Origin of the sequence: Sphingomonas sp. URHD0057 (assembly GCF_000620665.1) — a bacterium.
In the GTDB taxonomy this organism is placed as follows: domain Bacteria; phylum Pseudomonadota; class Alphaproteobacteria; order Sphingomonadales; family Sphingomonadaceae; genus Sphingomicrobium.
This window is the reverse complement of the sequence record NZ_JIAU01000006.1, coordinates 316,369-340,019: the sequence shown is the minus strand read 5'-3', so window position 1 is coordinate 340,019 and position 23,651 is coordinate 316,369. Positions and strand designations below refer to the sequence as shown.

At 65.1% G+C, this 23,651-nt stretch carries 21 protein-coding genes and 1 tRNA gene; 10 read left to right on the top strand and 12 right to left on the bottom strand.

All coding sequences use genetic code 11. From position 1 onward, the window contains the following. Nucleotides 1–64 precede the first annotated feature (64 nt). The 4 genes from N539_RS15695 to N539_RS0105620 form a co-directional block, all read right to left on the bottom strand. A complete protein-coding gene (locus N539_RS15695) occupies nucleotides 65–1,729 on the bottom strand; it encodes a response regulator (RefSeq protein ID WP_051531484.1) in 1,665 nt (554 codons plus the stop codon). Next, the gene (locus N539_RS0105630; RefSeq protein WP_028969471.1) at nucleotides 1,726–3,213 is read right to left on the bottom strand and encodes an ATPase domain-containing protein; all 1,488 of its coding nucleotides are present in this window, start codon (nucleotides 3,211–3,213) and stop codon (nucleotides 1,726–1,728) included. Before N539_RS0105630 ends, N539_RS15695 begins: the two co-directional genes overlap by 4 nt. A 416-nt stretch (nucleotides 3,214–3,629) precedes the next feature. Continuing rightward, nucleotides 3,630–4,685: a winged helix-turn-helix domain-containing protein gene (locus tag N539_RS0105625; protein WP_028969470.1), complete on the bottom strand. Its 1,056-nt coding sequence runs from the start codon at nucleotides 4,683–4,685 to the stop codon at nucleotides 3,630–3,632. A 63-nt stretch (nucleotides 4,686–4,748) separates the two neighbouring features. Then, the gene (locus tag N539_RS0105620; RefSeq protein ID WP_028969469.1) at nucleotides 4,749–5,147 is read right to left on the bottom strand and encodes an EVE domain-containing protein; all 399 of its coding nucleotides are present in this window, start codon (nucleotides 5,145–5,147) and stop codon (nucleotides 4,749–4,751) included. Between the two features lie 335 nt (nucleotides 5,148–5,482). Between N539_RS0105620 and N539_RS17695 the strand changes: the two genes are divergently transcribed. The 3 genes from N539_RS17695 (at nucleotide 5,483) to N539_RS0105605 (ending at nucleotide 7,212) form a co-directional block, all read left to right on the top strand. Next, complete coding sequence (locus tag N539_RS17695; protein WP_156029778.1) at nucleotides 5,483–6,229, top strand: cell wall hydrolase; 747 nt, start codon at nucleotides 5,483–5,485, stop codon at nucleotides 6,227–6,229. Between the two features lie 203 nt (nucleotides 6,230–6,432). Then, nucleotides 6,433–6,936, top strand: a complete 504-nt coding sequence (locus N539_RS17690) for a LytR/AlgR family response regulator transcription factor (RefSeq protein WP_051531481.1) — start codon at nucleotides 6,433–6,435, stop codon at nucleotides 6,934–6,936. Nucleotides 6,937–6,972: 36 nt separating this feature from the next. Then, a complete protein-coding gene (locus N539_RS0105605) occupies nucleotides 6,973–7,212 on the top strand; it encodes a hypothetical protein (RefSeq protein ID WP_028969468.1) in 240 nt (79 codons plus the stop codon). On the opposite strand, the gene N539_RS0105600 is transcribed toward N539_RS0105605, so the two are convergent. Continuing rightward, on the bottom strand, nucleotides 7,209–7,949 hold the full coding sequence (locus tag N539_RS0105600; protein WP_037552174.1) for a glutathione S-transferase family protein: 741 nt from the start codon (nucleotides 7,947–7,949) through the stop codon (nucleotides 7,209–7,211). The two genes, N539_RS0105605 and N539_RS0105600, sit on opposite strands and share 4 nt — an antisense overlap. Before the next feature lie 98 nt (nucleotides 7,950–8,047). Between N539_RS0105600 and N539_RS17685 the strand changes: the two genes are divergently transcribed. Beyond that, nucleotides 8,048–8,611 carry a GIN domain-containing protein gene (locus N539_RS17685; protein ID WP_028969466.1) on the top strand — a complete coding sequence of 188 codons (564 nt, stop codon included), beginning with the start codon at nucleotides 8,048–8,050 and terminating at the stop codon, nucleotides 8,609–8,611. Here the strand turns inward: N539_RS17685 and N539_RS0105590 are convergent. Then, entirely contained in the window at nucleotides 8,608–10,023 is a 1,416-nt protein-coding gene (locus tag N539_RS0105590; protein WP_051531478.1) for a glycoside hydrolase family 43 protein, read from the bottom strand. The two genes, N539_RS17685 and N539_RS0105590, sit on opposite strands and share 4 nt — an antisense overlap. 26 nt (nucleotides 10,024–10,049) lie before the next feature. Then, a tRNA-Gln gene (locus N539_RS0105585) sits at nucleotides 10,050–10,123 on the bottom strand. A 164-nt stretch (nucleotides 10,124–10,287) separates the two neighbouring features. Between N539_RS0105585 and N539_RS0105580 the strand changes: the two genes are divergently transcribed. Together N539_RS0105580 and N539_RS0105575 are read left to right on the top strand one after the other, a co-directional pair. Next, nucleotides 10,288–11,343: a Ppx/GppA phosphatase family protein gene (locus tag N539_RS0105580; protein WP_028969464.1), complete on the top strand. Its 1,056-nt coding sequence runs from the start codon at nucleotides 10,288–10,290 to the stop codon at nucleotides 11,341–11,343. Nucleotides 11,344–11,350: 7 nt separating this feature from the next. Next, nucleotides 11,351–12,010 (top strand): RlmE family RNA methyltransferase, encoded by a 660-nt coding sequence (locus N539_RS0105575; RefSeq protein ID WP_028969463.1) that lies wholly within the window; start codon nucleotides 11,351–11,353, stop codon nucleotides 12,008–12,010. On the opposite strand, the gene N539_RS18410 is transcribed toward N539_RS0105575, so the two are convergent. The 4 genes from N539_RS18410 to N539_RS0105555 form a co-directional block, all read right to left on the bottom strand. Then, nucleotides 11,994–12,773 carry a hypothetical protein gene (locus tag N539_RS18410; RefSeq protein ID WP_156029777.1) on the bottom strand — a complete coding sequence of 260 codons (780 nt, stop codon included), beginning with the start codon at nucleotides 12,771–12,773 and terminating at the stop codon, nucleotides 11,994–11,996. The genes N539_RS0105575 and N539_RS18410 overlap by 17 nt on opposite strands. Before the next feature lie 57 nt (nucleotides 12,774–12,830). Then, nucleotides 12,831–13,538 (bottom strand): DsbA family protein, encoded by a 708-nt coding sequence (locus N539_RS0105565; RefSeq protein WP_028969461.1) that lies wholly within the window; start codon nucleotides 13,536–13,538, stop codon nucleotides 12,831–12,833. After that, nucleotides 13,535–14,935 carry a M48 family metalloprotease gene (locus N539_RS0105560; RefSeq protein ID WP_028969460.1) on the bottom strand — a complete coding sequence of 467 codons (1,401 nt, stop codon included), beginning with the start codon at nucleotides 14,933–14,935 and terminating at the stop codon, nucleotides 13,535–13,537. The genes N539_RS0105565 and N539_RS0105560 overlap by 4 nt, the downstream gene beginning before the upstream one ends. A gap of 88 nt (nucleotides 14,936–15,023) precedes the next feature. Next, nucleotides 15,024–17,462, bottom strand: coding sequence for an Rne/Rng family ribonuclease (locus tag N539_RS0105555; RefSeq protein WP_028969459.1), 2,439 nt, complete (start codon nucleotides 17,460–17,462; stop codon nucleotides 15,024–15,026). A gap of 437 nt (nucleotides 17,463–17,899) precedes the next feature. Here N539_RS0105555 and N539_RS15675 point away from each other — a divergent pair, with 437 nt between their 5' ends. The 4 genes from N539_RS15675 to N539_RS15665 are packed head-to-tail and all read left to right on the top strand — an operon-like array spanning nucleotide 17,900 to nucleotide 23,179. Beyond that, nucleotides 17,900–18,709, top strand: coding sequence for an N-acetylmuramoyl-L-alanine amidase family protein (locus tag N539_RS15675; protein WP_197018353.1), 810 nt, complete (start codon nucleotides 17,900–17,902; stop codon nucleotides 18,707–18,709). A 43-nt stretch (nucleotides 18,710–18,752) separates the two neighbouring features. Continuing rightward, nucleotides 18,753–21,332 (top strand): PBP1A family penicillin-binding protein, encoded by a 2,580-nt coding sequence (locus N539_RS15670; RefSeq protein WP_051531475.1) that lies wholly within the window; start codon nucleotides 18,753–18,755, stop codon nucleotides 21,330–21,332. Between the two features lie 34 nt (nucleotides 21,333–21,366). Beyond that, nucleotides 21,367–22,500, top strand: a complete 1,134-nt coding sequence (gene prfB, locus N539_RS0105535; RefSeq protein ID WP_028969458.1) for a peptide chain release factor 2 — start codon at nucleotides 21,367–21,369, stop codon at nucleotides 22,498–22,500. Next, nucleotides 22,490–23,179, top strand: a complete 690-nt coding sequence (locus tag N539_RS15665) for a class I SAM-dependent methyltransferase (RefSeq protein WP_231462894.1) — start codon at nucleotides 22,490–22,492, stop codon at nucleotides 23,177–23,179. Before prfB ends, N539_RS15665 begins: the two co-directional genes overlap by 11 nt. Here the strand turns inward: N539_RS15665 and N539_RS17680 are convergent. Continuing rightward, nucleotides 23,176–23,580: a JAB domain-containing protein gene (locus N539_RS17680; RefSeq protein ID WP_051531473.1), complete on the bottom strand. Its 405-nt coding sequence runs from the start codon at nucleotides 23,578–23,580 to the stop codon at nucleotides 23,176–23,178. The two genes, N539_RS15665 and N539_RS17680, sit on opposite strands and share 4 nt — an antisense overlap. Between the last annotated feature and the right edge of the window lie 71 nt (nucleotides 23,581–23,651).

The window sequence follows — 23,651 nt, the reverse complement described above, 5'->3', positions numbered from 1 at the left end:
TAAGGCCGCAGAAAATCGGTTGGCCAACTTCCGCCTGATCGGCCGGCTGGAGAGATTGGATGTGCTACTTAATCGGCTTCCGACTTGGAAAACGCACGACTTTTTCGTCGTCTGCAAAAAGGCCGCTTAGTGCTTCAGCAATTTCGGCCTGACCAAACGGCTTGGCCAAACGAGGTAAGTGAAGAACGTCGTCGGTGGGGCCGGTATAGCCGGTGATAAGTAAAACCGGGACGTTCGGTTGAGTTTGCGCAATGCGACGAGCCAGCGCGCCACCGTCCATTCCTGGCATCATGTAATCCGTAATCACAACGTCAACGGACAGCCCATCCTCTAGTCGGGCCAAGCCTTCGGCTCCGCCCTCGGCCTCCTCGACACGATGGCCGAGATCACGAATCATCTCGGCGGTCGCAATGCGCACCAAGGGCTCGTCATCGATTAGCAACACTGAAAGTCGGCGACCAACGGACTTCACCGTTTTTAGGGTCGGACGTTCTTCGGTCGACGCGTCTTCGCCGGCGACCCGGAGATAAAGATCGACACGCGTCCCCTCACCGAGTGCGCTAGTGAGCAAAAGGCCTCCCCCAAGCTGCGCGGCGAGACCATGGACCATCGACAGTCCAAGCCCTGTTCCGCGCCCAAACTCTTTAGTCGAGTAGAATGGTTCAATGGCTCGTCCGATCGTCTCCGAATCCATCCCGCAGCCGGCGTCGATCACTGACAGTTTGATGTAGAGGCCTGGCTTGAGCTTTGGAGAGGATTGAGGCCCGATCGCGACCTCTTCCGCGAGGATAGTTAGCGGTCCGCCTTCCGGCATGGCGTCGCGTGCGTTGACCGCCAAGTTGAGTATCGCAAGCTCTAGCTGGTTTGGATCGACCAGTGCCAATGGCAGATCCGCGTCGACGCGAAGATGCACCTCGACCGTAGGCCCGACCGAGCTAGAGACCAGATCGCGCATGCCGGTCAGCAAGGCTGCGATATCTACGGCCTGCGTGCTCAGCGACTGTCGGCGAGCGAACCCCAGCAGGCGCTGGAGCAATATCTTCGCACGATCGGCGGCTTGGAGTGCATTGGACAACAGTCGTGCTGAACGCTCATCACTCTTCCCGTATCTTTTCTGCAAAATATCGAGAGCACCGGTGATCGGCGTCAGCAAATTGTTGAAATCGTGCGCCACGCCGCCCGTCAGCTGTCCAAGGGTCTCAAGCTTCTGGGCTTCATGCAGTTGAGCCATGGCTGCCTCGCGCTCGGCGGTGCGATCCTCAACGCGTTGCTCGAGATCGGCGGCTAGCTGATTCAATTCCTCCAGCCTTGCGCGCGCTTCATATTGCCGGCGGCGACCGCGCAGCGCCGATTGGGCCAGGCTGACAAAGGTGGTGGGATGGAACGGTCGCTCCAGGAAGGTCACGTTTCCGAGTACGTCGAGGAAGCGCCCCGCTTCGGGATTACGCTCGAGCCCGCCGCCGCGCTGAGTCAAAAGCACGAAGGGAAAGTCAGACCACTCAGGCTGTTCATCGAGCCACTTCGACAGAGCGTAAAGGTCGCTTCCGCTGATCGCCTCTTCGGTGACGACGGCGAAGCCCGCACCGATGTGCAAAAACGCGACTAGCTGGGTGATATCCTCGACGACATCGCCTCGGAGCCCGGCCTCGCCAAGCATGCCGCGCGCCACCATCCCGTCCCGTCCTTGAGGCGCGAGAATTAGCGCTCGCTCGGAAACCGCATCCTTCACTCGGCCGCACGCTCCAACAACGCCGGGCGCTCTTCGATCAGTTCCGGCACGCCGCGAAGTACACCCTGAAAGCCGATAAGTGGCTCACCGAGCGTGATTCCGCGGCCGTCGATGCGATATTCGCGGATCGTGTCTTCGTGGGCCCCGGTCCGTTTTTTGATCACGGACATTGCCCTCCGGACTCGGCCGAGTGCTTCGAAATACCGCAGCAGGATAACGGTGTCGGCGAGGTAGGTAACATCAACCGGCGCCTTCATGTCGCCGACCAAGCCATGCTGGGCAACGGTCAGAAATGTCGAGGCTCCCTGACGATTCAGATATTGCAGCAGCTCGTGCATATGAAGGATCAGCGCTTTTTCCTCCGGCATCGATGCTTGGTAGCCGTTGAGGCTGTCGATCACGACAGTCTGGGCCTCCTGCTGCTCAACGCAGCGCCGCACCCGCGCTGAAAGTTCGCCAGGCGTTAGCTCGGCGGCATCAACCTGCTCGATTGTTAGATTCCCACCGTCGACCATCGCCTGCAGATCGATACTGAGCCCCTTTGCACGCTCAAAAAGCAGTCCCAGCTCTTCGTCAAAGATGAACATGGCCGCCTTTTCGCCCCGTTTAATCGCACCCGCGACGAAGGTGAGCGCCAGCAGTGACTTGCCCGTTCCTGCAGGGCCCAGGATCAGCATGCTCGATCCGCGCTCGACACCGCCGCCGAGCAGCGCGTTGAGCCCGGCTGATTCAGTCGTCAGCACGTTGCGCTTGAATTTGCTTCGGTGCTCCGCCGAAACAAGCCTTGGGAATACGCGAACGCCCCCCGTGTCGATAACGAAGTCGTGATAGCCTCCGCGATACCGTTGGCCGCGATATTTGATGACCCTCAGCCGGCGCCGTTCGGGGCCATATTCCGGGGATAGTTCCTCAAGCCGGATCACCCCGTGCGCGACGCTGTGCATCGTTCTGTCGTTGGCCTCGCTCGAAAGGTCGTCGAGCATCAAGACGGTCGCGCCGCTGCGGGCAAAATAATGTTTCAGTGCCAGGATTTGCCGGCGATAGCGCAGCGAGGATTGGGCGAGCAGGCGAATTTCGGACAGGCTGTCCAACACCACACACGTCGGTTTGACCTTCTCGAACGCCTCGAAGATGCGCTTCGTCGTTTCGCCGAGTTCCAAGTCGGAGGAATACAGCAGGCTTTGCTGCTGTTCGTCGTCGAGCAGGCTCTCGGGGGGAACGAGTTCGAAAATGTCGATCCCGTCGAGCGACCAGCCGTGCGACGTCGCCCCAGACCGCAGCTCGTCCTCTGTTTCCGATAACGTGATGTAGAGCGCGCGCTCGCCAGCCGCCACCCCGGCCATAAGGAACTGCGTGGCGATCGTCGTCTTGCCCGTCCCCGGACTCCCTTCGAGCAGGAAGAGCCGTCCGCGAGCGAGACCGCCAACGGTGATATCGTCGAGACCTTCGACCCCAAAATTAGCCTTATCGACCGTCTCAGCCACGCTTTCGCTCCAAAAATCACTGGTCGCGTTCAACGCTGTATCGGCCCGTAACGATCCCTATCGAATAATCTGCACGAACGGTTTGCCGGCTTCATCACGCGGCCCAAACAAACCATTTTCCTACAGCACCCCACTTCAGTCATAAGCTGGTTGATGCGCGCTCGACTCCAGCAGCCCCGCTTACTCCCACCGCGCTGGTCCTCATCCGCCGGGCCCAAAATCGCCGCCGTCACTGCGAACATTCGCGAACATTCGTCGCTCAGCAGATCGTTTCGCCGACGGCCGGTCGCGGGTGCGCACGCGCGTAGAGGTGCCAATTTCCGCGCACATAGACGGCGTCAATTTCGTAAACTTCGTTGGATTTCGAGCGAAGTTGACCAACTTGACTCACCCCCCGCCGCCCGTCGCGCGCTAGCTCATTCCGCGAGCGTCTTGCGCGCCACGGCAATCGCTCCGGCGACGCAGGCGCCGAACAGCGCGCCTTCGAGGGCGCCGGTGACGATCTGCGCGGTCGGGCCGAAGCTCGCCTCGCCGACCATGTGGCCGATCTGGTCGAGCCGCAGGCGCGATTCCGGGAAGGTGCGGGCGAGCGCGGCGAGGCTGCCGGCCATCAAATGGCCGCCGAGTGGCGGGATGGCCGCGCCGGCGAGCGCGCCCGCGCCGCCGGCGGCGATCGCGCTGCGCCGCAAGCGGCCGCGGCCGAGCCACACGCCGAGCCCGACCGCAGTTCCGACGACCAGCCCTTCGAACGCGCCGGTGATCTCGCCCGGCGCCCGCCCGAGCAGGAGGTTGAAGGCGTCGAGCCCGAGCAGCTTGACGATCGCGCCCATGAGCAGCCCGCCCGCCGCGCCGCCGGCAATGCTCCACCGGCCGAAGCTGCCAGCCATCAGCCGCGCCGCGGCGATGCCGAAGCTCACCCCCGCGCCGCCGGTCAGCGCGACGACAATGGTGAGGCACGTCAGCACCAGCAGCATCGATACCGCGCCCATGCCCGGCGCGAGCGGCTGCGACGAGGCGGCGAAGCCGTAGATGATGCCGCCGATCAGCCCCGCGAGCCCGCCGCCGATGGTTCCCGCCATGCCGAACTCGACGAATCGCCCCCAGTCGCGCGCCGGCCTGGCGCTCGGCCCCAACGCTACGCCGCCGCGCTCGACGCCACCTTCCACCGGGGCGATGAAGCGGTAGCCGTGCTTGGGCACCGTCTCGATGAAGCGCGGCCGCCCGGCTTCGTCGCCGAGCTGCTTGCGCAAGGTCCGGATGCACTGGGTCAGCGCTTCGTCGGTGACGGGCACGCCGCGCCACACCTCGTCGAGGAAACGCTCCTTGGGGATCAGCTTCCCGGCGTCGCCGACCAGCAGGCACAAGGCGTCGAGGTAGCGCGCGTTGAGCTCGACCGGCGCGCCGTCGCGGCGCAGGCGGCGGTCGGCGGCGTCGAGCGTGAAGCGGTCGAAGCGGAAGCAGTCGGTGGTCATTTTTCAGCAAACCCTCACGACCTGCTCATGACGTTCATGGCCGCAAGCGGCAATCTGGCGCAGCTAGCCCGCCATCTCCAGCACCTTGGCCCATTCGTCGTCGCGCACCGGCGCGACCGACAGCCGCGACTGGCGGATCAGCTCCATCTTCGCCAGCGCGGGCTCGGCCTTGATCTCCGCCAGCGTCACCGGCCGGGCGAGCGGCCGCACCGGCTCGACCCGCACCCGGACCCACTCGGGCGCTTTGGGATCGGGCTCGGCGCCGCGCGTCACGCGCATGATGCCGACGACCGCTTTGTCCGACATGCTGTGATAGAAAAACGCCTCGTCGCCGGGCTTCATCGCTTTGAGGTGCAACCGCGCCGCATTGTTGCGCACGCCATCCCATTCGGTGGCGCCATCGCGCACCAGATCCGCCCAGCCGTAGCTCTCGGGTTCGGATTTCATCAGCCAGCGGGTCATCGGAAACGCCTCCTTTTGGGACGGATCCCGTTACACCGCCGTCGAACGGGTTCAAAGCAGCGGCGAGCCGAGCCGCCGATCCCCGAAAAAGTCGAGAAAACTGAACAAACTGAAAGGGTTCCGAATTCCATCCCGGCTCACAACCGGTTCACCGCTTGTTGATTGGAACGGGTTAACGCATCGCTTATCTAGTTTTCAGCAATTGAGAGCGAGTGAGCCGAAGGCGCATTGAGACGCCGGGCTCCAGGGCAAGACGGACGAGCATCTCCACTGGGTCGCAAGTGCGCTTCGGCGCCCCCAGCGGTTTCGTCCGCCAGATTAGGGCAAAAGAACAAGTGATCAAATTATTGGGTAACCGCGGCGCGTCCGCGGTGATGGGACTTCTCATGCTTGCGTTGGGCTCGAGCGAGGCCGGCGCGCAGGTGGCGAACATCAATTACAATCTGAAGGCTGCCGTTAACGCTGCTGCCTATCCGACGGCTCGCCCGCTGGGCGGCGCGACGGCAAACTCGGCGGCTGCCATGGTCACCCAGGCGATCGTCAAGACGACGAGTGCGGTGACGCTCGGCAACGGCAGCGTGGTGCAGTCGGCGCCGGCGCAGTCAGTGACGGTCAAAGTCGGGACGATGGCGTCCGAAGCGGCGTGGCTCTATCGCGCCGGCTGGCCGCTCTATGCGCTGGTCGATCGCTATGCCGCCAACGCCCCGCTCGACGCGGAAACCAATTGCCTCGCGACGGCCGTCTATTTCGAGGCGCGCGGCGAGTCGGCGGACGGTCAGCTGGCGGTCGCTCGGGTGGTCATGAACCGCGCCGCGTCGGGCAAGTACCCGCCGACCTGGTGCGCGACGATCAAGCAGCCGGCGCAATTCTCGTTCGTTCGCAACGGCCAGTTCCCGGCGGTCAACTACGGTTCCGACGCCTGGCGCAAGGCGGAGGCGGTTGCCCGCCTCGCTGCGACCAATGTCGTTCCGAGCGTCTCGACCGACGTTCTCTGGTACCACGCCGATTATGTTGCGCCGTCGTGGCGGCGCAACCTGACCGAGGAGCGCAAGATCGGACAGCACATCTTCTACCGCGCTTAGTTTCGAACCCCGCAGTTTGCCCGAAGGCGTCCCGGCACTCGCTCGCCGGGGCGCCTTTTCTCATCTGGTCCTCGCTTTGGCCCGCGACGGAGCCGCCTCAGCGTTAACCTCGTTCACGAGGGATTCGCGCCGGAGACAATCCGAGCGACCATCAAGTTGCGGATTTTTCTTCAAGAATCTCCGCTTCGGGGAGGCATACGGGGATGCTCAGGATCCTGATTGTCGAGGACGATTCACAGCTCGCGGCAACGCTTAAATATCTGGTCGAGGATAATCCGCGCTACCGCGTGGTGGGGACCGCCGACGACGCCGACAGCGCCCTTGCGGCAGTTGCCGAGCAAGAGCCCGACCTGGTCCTGCTCGATCTCCATCTCGCGCGCGGAAGCACCGGCTTTTCGGTCGCCGCCCGCCTCACCGATCTCGACGTCCCGTGCCTGTTCGTCAGCGGCAAGGCGCCGCGCTTCGCCATGCCCGACCTCGCGCTTGGCTGCCTGATGAAGCCGTTCACCGCCGAGGACGTGCATCGGTCGCTGGCAATGGCCGAGGATCTGCTGCGCGGGCGGGAGACGCTACGGCCGCGGCTTCCCGACAATCTGACCCTCTACGAGGCGGCGGAAGAGCCGGCGATCCCCGAGCCCGGCTTCATTCCCTCCAAGCCCTCGCTGCGCACCCGCATCGAGCATTGGATTTCCGGGCAGCATCATTGAGTTTCGCGCGCGGTCGCTCCTTGCTAGGGCGATGACATGACACGCGAAATCCTGATGGCGGCGGCGATGCTTTGGGCGACCTCCGCTGCCGCGACCGACTCCGGTCATTGCGACTCCAAGCCCTTCACCCTGAAGAAGCCGGTCGCGGCTGCGCCCACGGCCGCCCCCGCGCCGGTGGCCTCTCCGGCGCCGAAGCCCGCGCCGCCGCCACGACCGGCCAAATCGGCAAGCTCAAAGAAAAAGTACGTGCTCGGCTGCAAGCAGCCCAAAGGCTAAAGGCGCATGATCCCGCGGCGCGGCTCCCGCGTCCCGTGGGTCTGCGCGGTCAGCGGCGCGCCCGCCTCCAGCAGGGCTTCGCGACGCCGCCGGATTTCGACGCTGCGTTGCACGTCCTCGAATGGCAGCAGGTGCGCGAAGGCCGGATGCGCGAGGACGCGCTCGACATAGGCCGCGGTCTTCGGCCATCGATCGGGATCGGCTTCGAACCCGGCATAGACGCCGTTCCTGAAGAAGGTCGCAAGCGAGATGTCTGCGATGCCGATCTCGCCGAACAGGAAGCCGGCTTCGGGCAATTCGGTCTCGAGATAGTGGAGCGCGTCCGGCAGGTCGTCAGTCAGCGTCTTTTCGATCCGGGCTTGGTCTCCCGGTTCGCCCCATACGAGGTGATGGACGCACTTTTGATAGAACAGGCCCCAGATGAACAGGTCGCCGAGGCGGGTGTCGGCATATTCCTCGAGCCAGCGGGCGCGGGCGCGGCCGGCGGGATCCGATGGCATCAGGGCAGGGCCGGGATAGGCCTCGTCGATGTAGGCCGCGATCACCGACGAATCGCACAATGTGACGTCGCCGTCGATCAAGACGGGAATGCGCCGCAGCGGGCTGAGCCGGGTGAAGTCGTCGTTCGCAAAGAAGGACGTGATCGGGTCGATTTCGTAGGCCAGGCCCTTGACGTTGAGACAGGCCAGCACCTTGCGAACATAGGGGCTAACGTAGCTGCCGATGATGCGGATCATTGGATCGGACTGGCGTGTTTGCGCCCGGGCCGCAACTTTTTATGGACACGCTGCAAATGTAGCGCTACATATGTAGCGTATCCCGCAGGAGGTCACCCATGCGTTCGCTGCTGCCGCTGTTCGTTCTGCCTATCGCCATCGCCGCGCCCGTGCTGGCCTCCGAGTACGTTGCTGTCCCGGCCTTCCGGTCGATCCAGCTTCGCGGCGGCGGCGAAGTGACGGTCCGCCCCGGCCCGAGCCAACGCGTCACCATCGTCGAGGGGAGCGCCTCAATCACGCGCTTCCGGGTCGAACGGGGCGGCCAGTTGCGCATCGACGTCTGCGCCGGCAATTGCCCGCGTCACTACCGGCTGCGGATCGATGTCCAGAGCCCAAGCGCGCCCGATCTCGCGATCGATGGCGGCGGGCTGATTCGCGCGTCAGCCGGGTTTGGCCCACAGCGCCAGCTCTCGGCGGCCGTCCGCGGCGGCGGCAAGATCGATGCACTCGCAGTTCCTGCGAGCGACGTCAGCGCGGCGGTCCACGGCGGCGGGCTGATCAGCGTGCGTGCCCGCTCGAGCCTGGCGGCCGCGGTCAACGGCGGGGGCGAGATCCGCTACTCGGGCAGTCCGCGCGTTTCGAGCGCGATCAACGGCGGCGGTGCGGTCCACCGGATCAACTAGAGCTCGACCACTTCGACTCGGCCACCCTCGAAGCTGAGGCCGACCGTGAGGAGCGCGCGGAAGGCATTGTAGCCGCCCGTCCCGGGGTGAAAGGCGTGGAAGAACAGCTGCGGCCGGCCATCGACACCTGGCGCCACCGAGGCATGCCCCGGGGCCGTCCACTCGCGCGTGGATTGGAGCACCGGAGCGCCCTGCTTGAGGTAGGGCCCCAGGGGATGATCGGCGACCGCGACGCCGATGCCGTAGGCGGGCGTCGAGAAGTCGTTGCCGGCGTAGAACATCCAGTAGCGGCCGTTCTGGAACGTCACGAACGGCCCTTCGATCAGGTGCCCCTCCCAATCGACGTCGTTGGCCAGCACGATGCGGTCTTCGCCCGTCAGCGACCGGCCGTCGGGGGCGAGGCGCTGGGCATGGATGGGGGTCGACATCGCATCGACGATTCCCGGCGCCAGTCCGCATTCTATCAGTCCCGCTTTCGCGCGAGCCCGGTTAGCAAGCACTGCCTCGATCAGCGGCTGCATGATGAAGAAGCGGACCATCGGCCGTTGGACATTGGCCCAGCCGACGATCGCTGCCGCAAAGGCGGCGGTTCGCCGGTCTTCCTCGCCCTCGAAGAGCCGGTCGATCAGCTCCGGATGCTGGCGCAGCAGGCCGGCGAGCGGCCGTGGCCAGATGCTGTTCGTATCGTCCTTCCAGAACAGATAAGGATCGTCCGTTCCGGGATCGACGAAGATATGGGAGTCGATCACCCCGCCGCTCATTTGCGGCTTGGCCGGATCGAGCCCGAGCCCGGTCGTGTTCAGCGGCTGGCCGGTGATCAGCGGCGCGCCATTGTCGAGCCACGGGCCAACCGGATTCGTGCTCCGGGCGACGCCGATCGCCAGCGCGTTCGATGCCTGCCGAGCGGTGTAAGCGAGCCAATATTCGCCGCCGACCCTGGCCATTTCCGGGGCCCAGAAATCCGCGACGTTGCGGCCCTTCGCCGTCCACTTCGGCTCGTCGCCCTCACGGAAAACGAAGCCCCTGGGCTCCCAATGTTCGAGATCGACGGAATGGAGGATGGGGAAGGCGTCGGGCGCGTCGTTGGAGGTCGCGACCAGCCAATATCCATCATTGCCGCGAAGCACGGCGGGGTCGCCGTACCCGACGAGGATGTTCGGATGGACGTTCTCGGTGAGCAGCGGCCGCCAGCGGATGGCGGCCGGCGGATGCTCGACCGCAGCGGCGAAGAGATGCGGTATCCGCGTCCCGAAATCTACTGCGAGCTTCCGATAGAACAGGGCGAAATCCTGCTGCGTGCCGGTCGGCACGAGGTAGGTGACGGACGCGGCGTTAGCTTCGACAGCGATCCGGAAGCCTTCGCCGTCCTCGGCGGCGACAATAGAAAATTCGGGCTTTGAGGTCGTCAGCACGGGCGCTCAGCGCTTTAGCAGGTGAATGGATGCCCCGCGAGGATTCGAACCTCGATTGACGGATTCAGAGTCCGTAGTCTTACCATTAGACGACGGGGCATCAGCCGGAAAACGGCGGAAGCGGGCGAGATAGAAAGCGCTCCGGAGCCTGTCAACGCCGGGGAAAATCCCGCCGTGACTTGCCCAAAGCCCTAAAATTGTGATTAAAACCGGATCAAGTCAGCCGCGCTTGACGCGTGGTGAAGAACAGGAACGGGCGTGCACATGGCGCAGCAAGCCGTCAGTACGCCGGCTCTGCAGCATGAAGGCGGTGCGCAGGGCGGGCGGTTCGAACCAGGAGCTCCGCGCCGGCGGGATCACCGCCATACCTATGGCGCGATCGATCTCGGCACCAACAACTGCCGCTTGCTCATCGCGCGCCCCAACGACAGCGGATTCACCGTCATCGACGCTTTTTCGCGGATCGTCCGCCTTGGCGAAGGCCTATCGCGCTCGAACGCGCTTTCCCAAGATGCCATGGACCGCGCCGTCGATGCGCTGTCGATCTGCGCTGACAAGCTGCGGCGACGCAACGTCTCGCTGTCGCGATCGGTCGCCACCGAGGCGTGCCGCCGCGCCGACAACGGCCGCGAGTTCGTCGATCGTGTGCATGACGTGACCGGGATTGTGCTCGATATCATCGAACCGGCGGAGGAAGCCCGCCTCGCCGTTCTTGGCTGCCACAAGCTCCTCGAGCCGGGCGACGGACCGGCGCTGATTTTCGACATCGGCGGGGGCTCTACCGAACTGGTTCTGATCGACCAGGTCGAAGGCACGCCCAGGATCCGGGCCTGGTGGAGCGCGCCGTGGGGCGTGGTGTCGTTGACCGAAAGCGAAGGCAAGGAGGCGCTCGAAGGCGCTGACCGGCTCAAGGCCTACAAACGCATGCGCGAGCGGGCGCGCCGCGCCTTCGCCAATTTCGCAACCATGCTCCCGGAGACCCGTGACGGCATCCGGCTGCTGGGCACGAGCGGCACCGTCACCACGCTCGCCAGCGTGCATCTTGAACTGCCATCCTACGACCGCCGCGCGGTCGACGGCCTCCACGTCCCGATCGAGGCGATGCAACAGATCAGCGCGATGATCGCAGGCATGGATTATAACGAGCGCTCGGCGTTGCCGTGCATCGGCGCCGAGCGGGCCGATCTGGTGGTCGCCGGCTGCGCGATCCTCGAGGCGATCATCGAGATCTGGCCGGCCCAAAACCTCGGCATCGCCGACCGCGGCATCCGCGAAGGGATCCTGAGGTCGCTGATGGCCCGCGACGGTTGGCCGCTGTGAGCGGCAAGTGAAGCGGCTGAAGACTGCCAAGGGCCGCAAAGTCTCCTCGACCCGCTGGCTCGAACGGCAGCTCAACGACCCCTATGTGAAGCGTGCCCGGGCGGAGAATTACCGCAGCCGGGCGGCATATAAGTTGCTCGAGCTGGACGAGCGTTTCGGGTTCCTGAAGGGCGTCAAGGCCGTCATCGACCTCGGCATCGCTCCGGGGGGCTGGAGCCAGGTAGTCCGCCGGCGCGTGCCTCAGGCGGCGGTGGTCGGGATCGACTTCCTGCCGACCGATCCGATCGACGGTGTCACCATCTTGCAGATGGATTTCATGGACGAGCAGGCCCCCGACCGGCTCAAGGAAGCGCTCGGCGGGGCGGCCGACCTCGTGCTGTCCGACATGGCCGCCAACACCGTCGGCCATCCGCAGACCGATCATCTGCGCACGATGGCCCTCGTCGAAGCCGGCCTGGAATTCGCATCCGAAGTGTTGCGGCCCGGGGGAGCTTACGTGGCCAAGGTGCTGGCGGGAGGCGCGGACAACGACCTCGTCGCCGAGCTCAAACGCCGCTTTACGACCGTCAAGCACGCGAAACCGCCGGCCAGCCGTAAGGATTCGAGCGAGTGGTACGTGGTCGCCCAAGGGTTCAAGAGCATGAGCCTGATTACTCCTTCTCGATGATCCCGGCCTGAGCCAACAGTCGAATGATTTCTTCGGTTGGCTTGTTGCCCTTGCCTCCAAGTTGGGTCGATTCAGTGTCCCGCAGCGTCCGCCCGGTCCAAAGAAGATGTGCTTGGACTCCCGATTTTTGGAGCGCTTCGACAAATGACCGCGCCGCGTCGGCACGCGCGCCGAAGTCCTTGACCCCTAGGACGATCAAAGAGCTCGCATTTGGCGGCGTCATCATAGACTCAAGTCCTGGAATATCTCGATTCCGACCGCCATGGGGATCTAGGCCTGCGGCGTCGATAAGGACTGCCGCTTTGATCTTTTCGATTATTGGAGAGTTCTCAAGTGCGACGCGGGCTCCAGCATACCCATCCCATCCGGATGCCACTAAGACGAGCTTGCTATCGTCATAGCCGAGTTCGCGGGCGCGCCGAAGGATTTCGGCGATGCCGTCGCGTGTGAAGCGAGCTTCCCGGACCGGGTCGGGTCGCCCGTTTCCAAAGGGCTCGATCCGCGCCACAGAAAAACCCTTTTCGAGCAGAAACTCTGGAAGAAGTTCCGTCGAATAGAACGTACCGAAATTATCTTTCTTGCCTGTCCTCCGGAGCAGGACCGCGATTGGCCGAGATTTCCTTTTATTCAGGGCAAAGGCAATCCTACCTTCGCCGCCCGGAATTGGGGCGCCTTTCCAGGTAAGGTAGTCTGACCGAATTGGGGGAGCGAACGGTTGCGCAGACGCTGGCGACGACACGGCCGCCGCCACGAGAACAAGCATCCCAACTGCGAAACGTCGGCACCCAGGGTTCATTCACGCTCTACCTTGGAATCGGGCTCACTTCTTCTTGCGCGCCGCCGCAATCGCGTCCTTGAGCGCGTCATAGCCGACGGCGCCGTTCATCACCCGATTGCCGATCACGAACAACGGCGTGCCGGTGGCCCCAAGCTGGCCCGCCAGCTGGAAGTTGCGCTTCAGCTCTTCGCGAATGGCGGGATCGTCGGTCGGCGTGGCGGGAATCCCCGCAGCTTGGGCCGCCTTAGCGATCGTGTCCGGAGCGGGCCGGCCGGCCTCCCACAAGGTGTCATGAAACTGGGCGAAGTGTCCCGCTCCCGACGCTTGCAGCGAGAGGCGCGCGGCGGTCACGCTGTCCGGGCCGAGAATCGGCAGCTCCCGATAAACGACGCGAAGTCCCTTATCTTCCTTGAGCAGGCGGTCGACGTAGGGGTTGCTCGCCTTGCAATAGGGGCAGGCGTAATCGAAAAATTCGACCAGCGTGACGTCGGGCTTGGCCGCCCCCCGCCACGAGCTTGCGAACGGCGTCTCGACCGCTGCCCGATACTGCGCGAGGACGGGCGCATATTGCATGTCCCGCAGCGCATCGACGGTGTCGGACAGGATTTGTGGATCGTCGAGCATGCCCTGACGGACGATGCGGCTGGCGAGATATTGCGGAGCCGCGAAGAACAGCAGCGCGGCGGTGATCGCCGACCCGACTACTCCCCCCGCGACCGCCGCTCCGAAGAGCGAGGATCTGTTCGTCACTGGTCCTTCTGTTCCTTGTCTCTGTAGCGCTTGTCTTTCTTGGCAAGCTCGATCCGCGACACCATGGCGATATCCTGGGCGCGAAGCCAGTCCGGCGATCCGCTCGCAATGCCCTTCATGGCCATTTGAGCGCTGGCGTAAGCGAGCTTCGGATTGCCTTCCAGGTTACTGCGCTCCGCAGTCGCAAGCTGCGCGCGTGCTTCATCGCCCTCGCGGTCGTAGATGACGCCGAGCTGATACCAGGCGAACGGGTCTTGGTTATCGCGGGCGACCGCGGTCTTGAGGACCTGCTTGGCCTCGGTGAAATATTTGGGATCTTCGGTGGCGACCAGCGCGTGGCCGAGCATCGCCGCGATGAGCGGCGCATCGCCGGAGCGCTGCACCGCCTCGCGAAGCGGGGAGATGGCGTCCGCCGGCTTGCCGGATTCGAGCAGGATCTGGCCTTTGAGCTCGAGGAAATAGGGATCGTGGGGATTGGTCGCGAGCAGGGCATTCGATTCGGCGATGGCTTTGTCGGGGTAACTGCCCATGTGGTAGGCGTAGGCGCGCGCATAATGCGCAGGCACGCTCTGATCGGTCTCGGGATATTTGCTCACCGCGCGGCGCGGCTCGAGGAAGCCGAACAGCTTGGCCTTGACCCGTTGGAAGCGGGCGTCGAGCGCCGGATCGACCGGGTGGCCCCAGGCCGGATCGCTGTGGAAGATCATCGTCAGCGCCTGGATCCGCTCCGACGAAAGCGGGTGGGTCCGCGCGTAGCTGTCCTTGTCGTAGATCGCGAGGCGGTATTCCTGATTCTGCAGCTTGCCGAAGAAGTCCAGCATGCCCTTGCCGGTGATGCCGGCGACCGAGAGATAATGCGCCCCGGCTTGGTCCGCCGATGCTTCCTGAGTCCGGGTGAACGAGAGGAAATTGCCGAGGGCCGCCTGCTGTCCCGCGGCCATGATGCCCATGCCGGCTTCGCCGGCGCCGGCGGCGATCGCGAGGGCGCCGAGGACGAGGGTGGCGATCGTCAGGCCGGTCGCCGAGCGAACGCCTTCGTCGATGCGGATCGAATGGCCGCCGGCGACGTGGCCTAGCTCATGCGCGATCACGCCCTGCAATTGATTGACGTTGTCGGTCGCCTCCAGCAGGCCGGACTGGATGTAGACCGTCTGCCCGGTGGCGACGAAGGCATTGATTTCCGGATCGTTGAGCAGGACGACCTTGACGCTGTTGGGATCGAGCTTGGCCGCTTCGATCAGCGGACGCGAGGCGTCGCGGAATAGGGCCTCGGTCTCGGTGTCGCGCAAGACCGACGGGCCGGACTCGTCGCTGTCCTGCGCCGAGGCCGGCATGCTGACGGCGAGCATCAGCGCCAGCATCAGCTGACGCACGAAGCGGGCGACCGGCGCGTTCATGGCCGAGCGCTTACCACCCCGGCCCCTGAACCCGGCATGAAACATCTGCATGCCGCCGTGCCGAGGGCACGGTGGACCGGATGTTCGGTTAACCGAAGGTGCGCTGCCACCAGCCGCTGCGCCGCGGCCCGTCTGCATCGTCGGCCGCTGCGGTGTCGTTATTGGCGGCGGGAACACCCGGTTCCGGTTCGACAAGGTCGGCCGGGCCAGGCTCGGCCTTCTTCTTCCTTGAGCGCGACGGCTTGGCGGCCGGAGCCGGCTGCTCGGCCGTTTCGGCGGGCGGAGCCTCGGCGGGAGCAGGCTCCGGCACCGTGACATCCGCTTCCGGAGCTTGCTTGCGCCGGCGCGACTTGGGTTTCGCTTCCTCGGCCGGAGCAGTTTTCGCGATCGCCGGCTCCTCGTCGATCGGCCGTTCGACCATCGGCGAGCTGTCGGGTTCGACTGCCGCGATCGCCTCCTCGCCACCGGTCTTGCGTCCGCGGCGGCGGCGTTTCCGGGCAGGCTCGGCGGGAGCCTCGTCTTGTTCGGCGACCGCCTCGGGCTCGGCGCGGGTCGCTTCCGGCTCGTCGGCTTGCGCGTCCTGCGGCAGCTGGCCCTCCTCGTCGCGGCGGCCGCGGCCGCGGCCGCCACGGCGACGGCGACGGCGGCGACGACTGCCCCGCTCGCCTTCTCCCGCTTCGGCCCGGTCCTCGCCCTCGAGCGAGATTTCGACGGTCTCCTCCTCGTCCTCTTCCTCGTCGAGCAGCGGCTCGTCGTCATCCGGCTCTTCGGCCATTACCGGCTCGGGGCGAGGCACGACGGTTGGGCGCGGGCCGGAGCTCTCGACCGTCATCCGCGCGCCCTCGAAGCCTTCGTCGATGGCCACCTCGATGGAGACGCCATAGCGCTCCTCGATGTCGGCCAACTCCGAACGTTTTTTATTGAGCACATAGACCGCGGCCTCGCGTCCGGCGCGAAGCAGGATCTTCTCACCGCGCCCGCGCGCGGCCTCGTCTTCGACCATCCGCAGCGCGCTGAGCCCCGCCGAAGCGGCGGTGCGCATCAGGCCCGTGCCTTCGCAATGCGGGCAGGGCTTGGTCGATGCTTCGAGCACGCCGGTGCGCAGTCGCTGCCGGCTCATTTCCATCAGGCCGAAGCTCGAGATGCGCCCGACCTGGATCCGCGCGCGGTCGTTCTTCAGCGCGTCCTTCATCGCCTTCTCGACTTTGCGGACGTGGCTCGACTGCTCCATGTCGATGAAGTCGATGACGACCAGGCCGGCCATGTCGCGCAGCCGCAGCTGGCGGGCGATCTCGGCCGCCGCTTCGAGGTTGGTGGCGAAGGCGGTCTGCTCGATATTATGCTCGCGGGTCGAGCGGCCCGAGTTGATGTCGATCGAGACCAGAGCCTCGGTCGGGTTGATGACCAGATAGCCGCCGGACTTCAGCTGGACGATCGGCTGGTACATCGCCGATAGCTGGTCCTCGACGCCGTGGCGCTGGAACAGCGGCGTGCTTTCGATGTGCTGCTTCACGCGGCGGACGTGGCTCGGCATCAGCAGCTTCATGAAGCCGCGCGCCGCCTTGTAGCCTTCCTCGCCCTCGACGATCACTTCCTCGATCTCGCGATGATAGAGGTCGCGGATCGCGCGCTTGATGAGGTCGCTGTCGCGGTAAATGAGCGCGGGCGCGGTGCTGCCCAGAGTGCGCTCGCGGATCTCGTCCCAGAGGCGCGCGAGATAATCGAAGTCGCGCTTGATCTCGACCTTGGTGCGCGACAGGCCCGCGGTGCGGACGATCAAGCCCATGGTCGAAGGCAGCTTGAGATCGGTCATGATCGACTTCAGGCGCTTGCGGTCTGGCCCGTTGGCGATCTTGCGCGAAATGCCGCCGCCGTGGCTGGTGTTGGGCATCAGCACGCAATAGCGGCCGGCGAGCGACAGATAGGTGGTCAGCGCCGCGCCCTTGTTGCCGCGTTCCTCCTTGACGACCTGGACGAGCAGCACTTGACGGCGCTGGATCACGTCCTGGATCTTGTAGCGGCGGCGCAGGTTCTGGCGCTTGCGACGCAGCTCGTCCGCGGCGGACTCGTCGACGGGCGAGCGGTTGGAACCGGTCCCCGCCTCGGTCGTGGTTTCGGCCGCGGTCGACGTGGCGGTCGCTTCGGCTAGTTCGGGTTCGCCGTCAGCCTCTTCCTCAACCGATTGCCGTTCATCGACCCCTTCGAGCTCGGCGGAACGCAGCCGCTCTTCCTCGGCCGCATGCTCCGCTTCCTCGCGCAGCAGCGCATCGCGGTCGGCCTTGGGGATTTGATAATAATCCGGGTGGATTTCGCTGAAGGCGAGGAAGCCGTGACGGTTTCCGCCATAATCGATGAACGCCGCCTGGAGCGACGGTTCGACGCGGGTCACCTTGGCGAGATAGATATTCCCTTTGAGCTGCTTGTGCTCGACGGACTCGAAGTCAAACTCCTCGATCCGGTTCCCTTTGACGACCGCGACCCGGGTCTCTTCCCGGTGGCGCGCATCGATCAGCATGCGCATGGACATTGAATATTCTCCGAGCGCGCCGATCCGGCGGCGTAATGCCGGGGCGCGCTAAAATTGGGGCCACGCACGAAGCGATGGCGGATGGTGTTGAAAGTGCGTCTGCTCCAGTCGCCATCCCGCGGCGGTGCGCGAGAAACACGCCGGTCGTCGCCATTTTACTGGGGCGAGAGGCGCTTCGTGGCATCATGTAAGCATCAACCTTGTGCAGCCGCGAACAATCACACTGCTGCGGCACGAATTCCTCGACGAGTGCCGAAGATCAAACTTCGGTTAGCATCGGTGGCCGGTGGCCGCAACCACGCCGCCGAGGTTTCCGGCGGAAAACGTGGATAATTCCCCATTAACCATTTTGACGTGATACATTGGCTTGGACTTCAACGGGTTGGCAGGGGCGAATGGCAACGGCGACGACGAGCCGACGGACGCTGGCGGGGGCGGTGGCAGCCGCTGTCGCCGCTTCGGCGCTGCTCGCGACGATTGCCGCTCGGAGCGGTGCGACGGCTCAGCCGAGCCTGACGGTCCATGTCCCGCCGCCCGCCAACGACCGCATCTACGGGTCACCCCTGGCGCGGGGCCGGCCGATCGTGGTCATCGATGCCGGACACGGCGGCCGCGATCCCGGTGCGAAGGGCGTCTCCGGCGATATCGCCGAAAAAGATCTCACGCTGACGCTCGCACGCGAGCTCCGCGACGATCTGGTCAAGCGCGGCCGGGTCCGGGTCGCAATGACTCGCGACGACGACCGCTACCTAACGCTCGAGGAGCGCGCCGCCGTCGCGCGGCGGCTGAACGCGGCGATGTTCGTCTCGCTGCACATGGATAGCGCCCCCAACGGGTTGGCCCGCGGAGCGAGCGTTTATTCCCTGTCGGATATCGCCTCGGATGCGGAGGCCGCGCATTTCGCTGCGGCGCAGAATGCCGGAACGGTTACCGATGCGCCGGGCGGGCCGGTTCAGGCGATCCTGTCCGATCTCGCCATGCGTTCGCAGATGAGTGCCTCGGCCGACCTTGCTTCGCGTCTCGTCAACAAAGCGGTGGGCCGCTTCGAGCTCAGGCCGCAGCCGCACCGCTTCGCCGCCTTCCACGTGCTCCGCCGGGCGGCCACCCCCGCCGTGCTGTTCGAGGCCGGCTATATCAGCAACGCCGACGACGAAGTGCTTCTGCGCGATGCCTGGCACCGGTCGGCCATCGCGCTTGCGCTCGCCCAGGCGATCGAGGCGGACGTCGCCGCGCGCTCGCGGCATTAACCCGCTTTCGGCCTTGGGCTGAAAAGGCTAGACGCCGCGTCGAATGAAGTTCGAGCGTCTGAACGTCCCCCAGTGGGAGCTGCCCGATCTCGTCGCCTTCAATGAGAGGGTGCACGAGCGGATCGACCCGTGGTGGGAGAACAAGTGGGTCCGCCGCGGCACCTGGACCTTCGCCGGGCTGTTCTCCCTGTTCGCCGCGATGTGGATCTATTTCGCCAGCGGCTTGCCTTCGTCGGAAACGCTCCTGGCATACCAGCCGCCGCTGCCGACCAACGTCCGGGGCTATGACGGAACCCCGGTCCAGACCTTTGCCCGCGAGCGGCGCGTCGAGCTCAGCTATGATGAATACCCGCCGCTCGTCGTTCACGCCTTCATCTCCGCCGAGGACAAGGGCTTCTTCAAGCATCACGGCATCGATTTCACCGGCCTGATCGGCGCGGTCGCCGACTATTCGATCAAGAGCGTCACGGGCGGCGGGCGCGCCAAAGGCGGATCGACGATCACCCAGCAGGTCGCCAAGTATCTGCTCAAGGATTCGAGCTACAACGTCGGCCGCAAGGTGCGCGAAGCGATCCTTGCCTTCCGGCTCGAATCGACGCTCTCCAAGGAGCAGATTCTCGAGCTCTACCTCAACTCCATCTTTCTCGGCCGCAATGCCTACGGGGTCCAGGCCGCCTCGCGCGCCTACTTCGACAAAGACGTCAACGAGCTGACCTTGCCCGAGGCGGCCTATCTCGCGGTCCTGCCCAAGGCGCCAGCCAATTACGATCCGACCCGCGCGACGCAGAAGGCACTCGACCGCCGCAACTACGTGCTGCGTGAGATGTCCCGCAACGACTACATCACCGAGGAGCAATGGAAGGCCGCCGCCACCCAGCCGCTCGGGACCATCCGCTACGGCAGCAGCGAGAAGTTCCGCCAGCAGGGCGGCTATTTCATGGAGGAGGTCCGGCGCGAATTGATCAAGCAGTTTGGCGAGAGCCCCGACAAGGGGCCCAACAGTCTTTATGCGGGAGGGTTGTGGGTTCGCTCGTCGATGGACCCCAAGCTGCAGGATGCCGCCGCCCAGTCGCTTCGGGACGGGCTCGTCCGGTTCGACGGCGGCCGCGGCTGGCGGGACCTCAACATGACCATCGACCTCGCCAAGGGCGACTGGGCCGGACAGCTCGACCGGGCGCCGGTCGGGACCGGCTACGTCGACTGGAAGAAAGCGGTCGTGCTCTCGAAGAGCGATGGCCAGGCATCGGTCGGATTCGCCAACGGAAGCACGGGAACCTTGCCCGCTTCAGCCGCATCCATGCCGGTTCGCAACGTCGGCGGCGCCGCCTTCAATTCGCTCAAGCCCGGCATGATCGTCATCGTCAAGGATAGCGGTGCCGGCAGCTACCAGTTGAAGTCGATCCCTGAAATCTCCGGGGGCATGGTCGCCGAGGAGGTTCACACGGGCCGAGTCCTCGCCATGCAGGGCGGCTTCGACGTCGTCGGATCCAGCTACAACCGCGCGGTTCAGGCGCTCCGGCAGCCGGGATCGGCGTTCAAGCCGGTCGTTTATGTGACGGCACTCGAGAATGGGTTCACGCCGGCGACCATCGAGCTCGATGCGCCATTCTGCGTCTGGCAGGGCGCCGGGCTCGGCAACAAATGCTTCGTCAATTTCGACCGCCGCTCGGCCGGGCCGCACACCATGCGCTGGGGCGTCGAGCAGTCGCGCAACCTGATGACGGTCCGCGCCGCCTCGACCGTCGGTATGCAGAAAATCACCGACACCGCGCGCAAGCTGGGCGTCGGCGATTATGGAAACTACCTGTCGTTCGCGCTGGGCGCCGGCGACACCACCGTCTCGAAGCTGGTCAATGCCTATGCGGTTCTCGCCAATCAGGGCCGCTCGGTGAAGCCGACGACCATCGACTATGTCGAGGACCGTAACGGGAAGATCATCTATCGCAGCGACAATCGTTGTGCCCTGATGGAAATCTGCAATGCCGCCGATTGGGACGGCAAAGCGATGCCGCGGCCGCCGAACCGCACGCGCCAGCTGCTCGATCCAATGGCCGCGTTCCAGATGGTCCACATCATGGAGGGCGTGATCACTCGCGGCACCGCGGTTGTGCTTCGCGACCTCAATCGGCCTTTGTTCGGCAAGACGGGCACGACCAACGGGCCGACCAACGTCTGGTTCGTCGGCGGAACGCCGGACGTCGTCGCCGGCATTTACATGGGCTACGACCAGCCGCGGCCGATGGGCGGCTATGCGCAGGGCGGCCGCATCGCCGCTCCGGTATTCAAGCAATGGGCACAGACCGCGCTCAACGATCAGCCGAAGACGCCGTTCGTAGCTCCGCCCGGCATCCGCTGGGTGCGCATCGACCGTGCTTCGGGCAAGAAGGTGTTCGGCGTTTTCCCGGTGACCGACGATCCCAAGTCGTCGGTGATCTGGGAGGCGTTCCAGCCGCAGACCGAACCGCGCCGAAGCTATCGCGGCGCGACCGGCGATCCGTACAATCTGGAGCAGCAGCGCCAACAACTGCAGGCGCGGATCCAGCAACTTCAGCAGCAACGGGACGAGGGCGATCGGCAATCCTCCTTGCCTGACTCCTTGCCAATCGAGAACAGCCTCCAATAGAGCCGTTTTCGAATGCTTCCGTGAAGGTTTGACAATGCGCGCCGAAGCGCAAACGCATATCGATCAGATCAATGCCGCGACCGCGCTGCTGCGCCGGTTCCTCGACTGGGACCGGGCGCTCAAGCGCCTCGACGAGCTCAACGCCAGGGTCGAGGATTCGACGCTGTGGGACGACCCGAAGGCGGCGCAGGAGGTGATGCGCGAGCGGCGGCGGCTCGATGAGGCGATCACCGCGACGCGGGCGATCGAGCGCGAGCTCGCCGATACCTCCGAGCTGATCGAGCTTGCCGAAAGCGAGGGCGATGCGGCGCTGGTGGACGACGGCGTCCACAGCCTCGCCGAGCTCGCCGAGCGCGCCGAGCGCGACAAGGTCGCGGCGCTGCTCGCCGGTGAAGCCGATGCCAACAACGCCTACGTCGAGGTCAACGCCGGCGCCGGCGGCACCGAGAGCCAGGACTGGGCGAGTATGCTCCAGCGCATGTACAGCCGGTGGGGCGAGCGCCATGGCTTCAAGGTCGAGCTGATCGACCATCATTCGGGCGAGCAGGCGGGGATCAAGTCGGCGACGATCCTGATCAAGGGCGAGAATGCCTACGGCAATTTGAAGACCGAGAGCGGCGTGCACCGACTGGTACGCATCAGCCCCTACGATGCGAACGCCCGGCGCCACACGAGCTTCGCCAGCGTGTGGGTCTATCCCGAGGTCGACGACGACATCGACATCGAGGTCAATGAGGCGGACCTGAGGATCGACACCTACCGCGCCTCGGGAGCCGGGGGGCAGCACGTCAACACCACCGACAGCGCGGTGCGTATTACCCACGTCCCGAGCGGAATCGTGGTCGCGTGTCAGAACCAGCGCTCGCAACACAAGAATCGCGCCGAGGCGATGAAACAATTGAAGGCTCGGCTCTACGAGGCCGAGCTGCAGAAGCGCGAAGCGGAAGCCAATGCCGCCAATGCCGCCAAAAGCGACATCGGCTGGGGCCACCAGATCCGCTCCTACGTGCTCCAGCCCTATCAGCTGGTGAAGGACCTGCGGACCGGGGTGACGTCGACCGCGCCGAGCGACGTCCTCGACGGCGACCTCGATCGCTTCATGGCCGCGGCGCTCTCGCAATGGGTGACCGGCGAAACCGTCGAGGTCGAGGACGATGATGTGGACTAAGGCAGCATCGGCCGCGGCGCTGGTCCTGCTTTGCTCGTGCCGGGCACAGCCGAGCGATCCGCCGTTCCCGAATGCCCACCGCGACGTCGCGCCGATCGTCGGCGATTCCTTCTCGACCGAGGATGCGCGCGACCGTCTCGGCGAGGCCGAGGACGTCATGCAGCTGGCCGGGGTTACGCCGGGCATGTCGGTCGCCGACGTCGGGGCGGGGGAGGGCTATTACACGGTCCGGCTGGCGCGCGTCGTCGGGCCCAAGGGCCGGGTCCTGGCCGAAGACATCATGTCCGACGTGCGCGATGAGCTCAGCGACCGGGTCCAGCGCGAGAGCCTCGACAACGTCGCCGTCAAGCTCGGCACCCCGGACAATCCGATGCTCCCCGGCCAGTCGTTCGACCGGGCGTTTCTGGTCCACATGTATCACGAGGTGCAGTCGCCCTATGCCTTCCTGTGGCATTTGCGCGAGGGCCTGAAGCCGGACGGCCTGGCGATCGTCGTCGACTCCAACCGCGCGGTGAAGCATCACGGCATCCCGCCACAGCAGCTCAAATGCGAGTTTGCCGCGCTCGGTCTCGATCCGGTCAAGTTCAAGCCGCTGCCAGGCGGCGACGATTATTTCATGGCCTTCCGCCTTGCGCGCCCGCGTCCGGCGCCGGCGCAGATCAAGGCCTGCGACGGCTAGAGCAGGCCCATTTCGCGGAAGCTGGTGTACTGATCGCCGGCGAATACCAGATGATCGAGGATCGCACAGTCGAGGGCTTCGGCCGCGATCGCGAGGCGGCGCGTGACCCGGCAGTCGGAATCGCTCGGCCGCGCGTCCCCGCTCGGATGATTGTGCGCCAGCACGATGCCGGAGCTGCCGTGCGTTACGGCGTCGGCGATAATGGCTTTGAGCGGGAAGCTGCCCCCGGACTCATCGCCTTGATGGCGCGAAACGTGGATGCATCGGGCGCGCTCGTCGGTATGCGCGACCCACAATTCCTCCCGTGCGGGATCGCCCTGGGCGAGGCAGCCGGCGAAGAAGGACTGCGCCGCGGCCAGGCCGTCGAGCTTCAGCGGGGTTTCGGCACGCTGATAACGCATGCCTGGACCCTAGGGCGCGGAGCGCGTCCCGCCACTTGAACCGCATCGATATTGAACCGAACTTTCTCCGA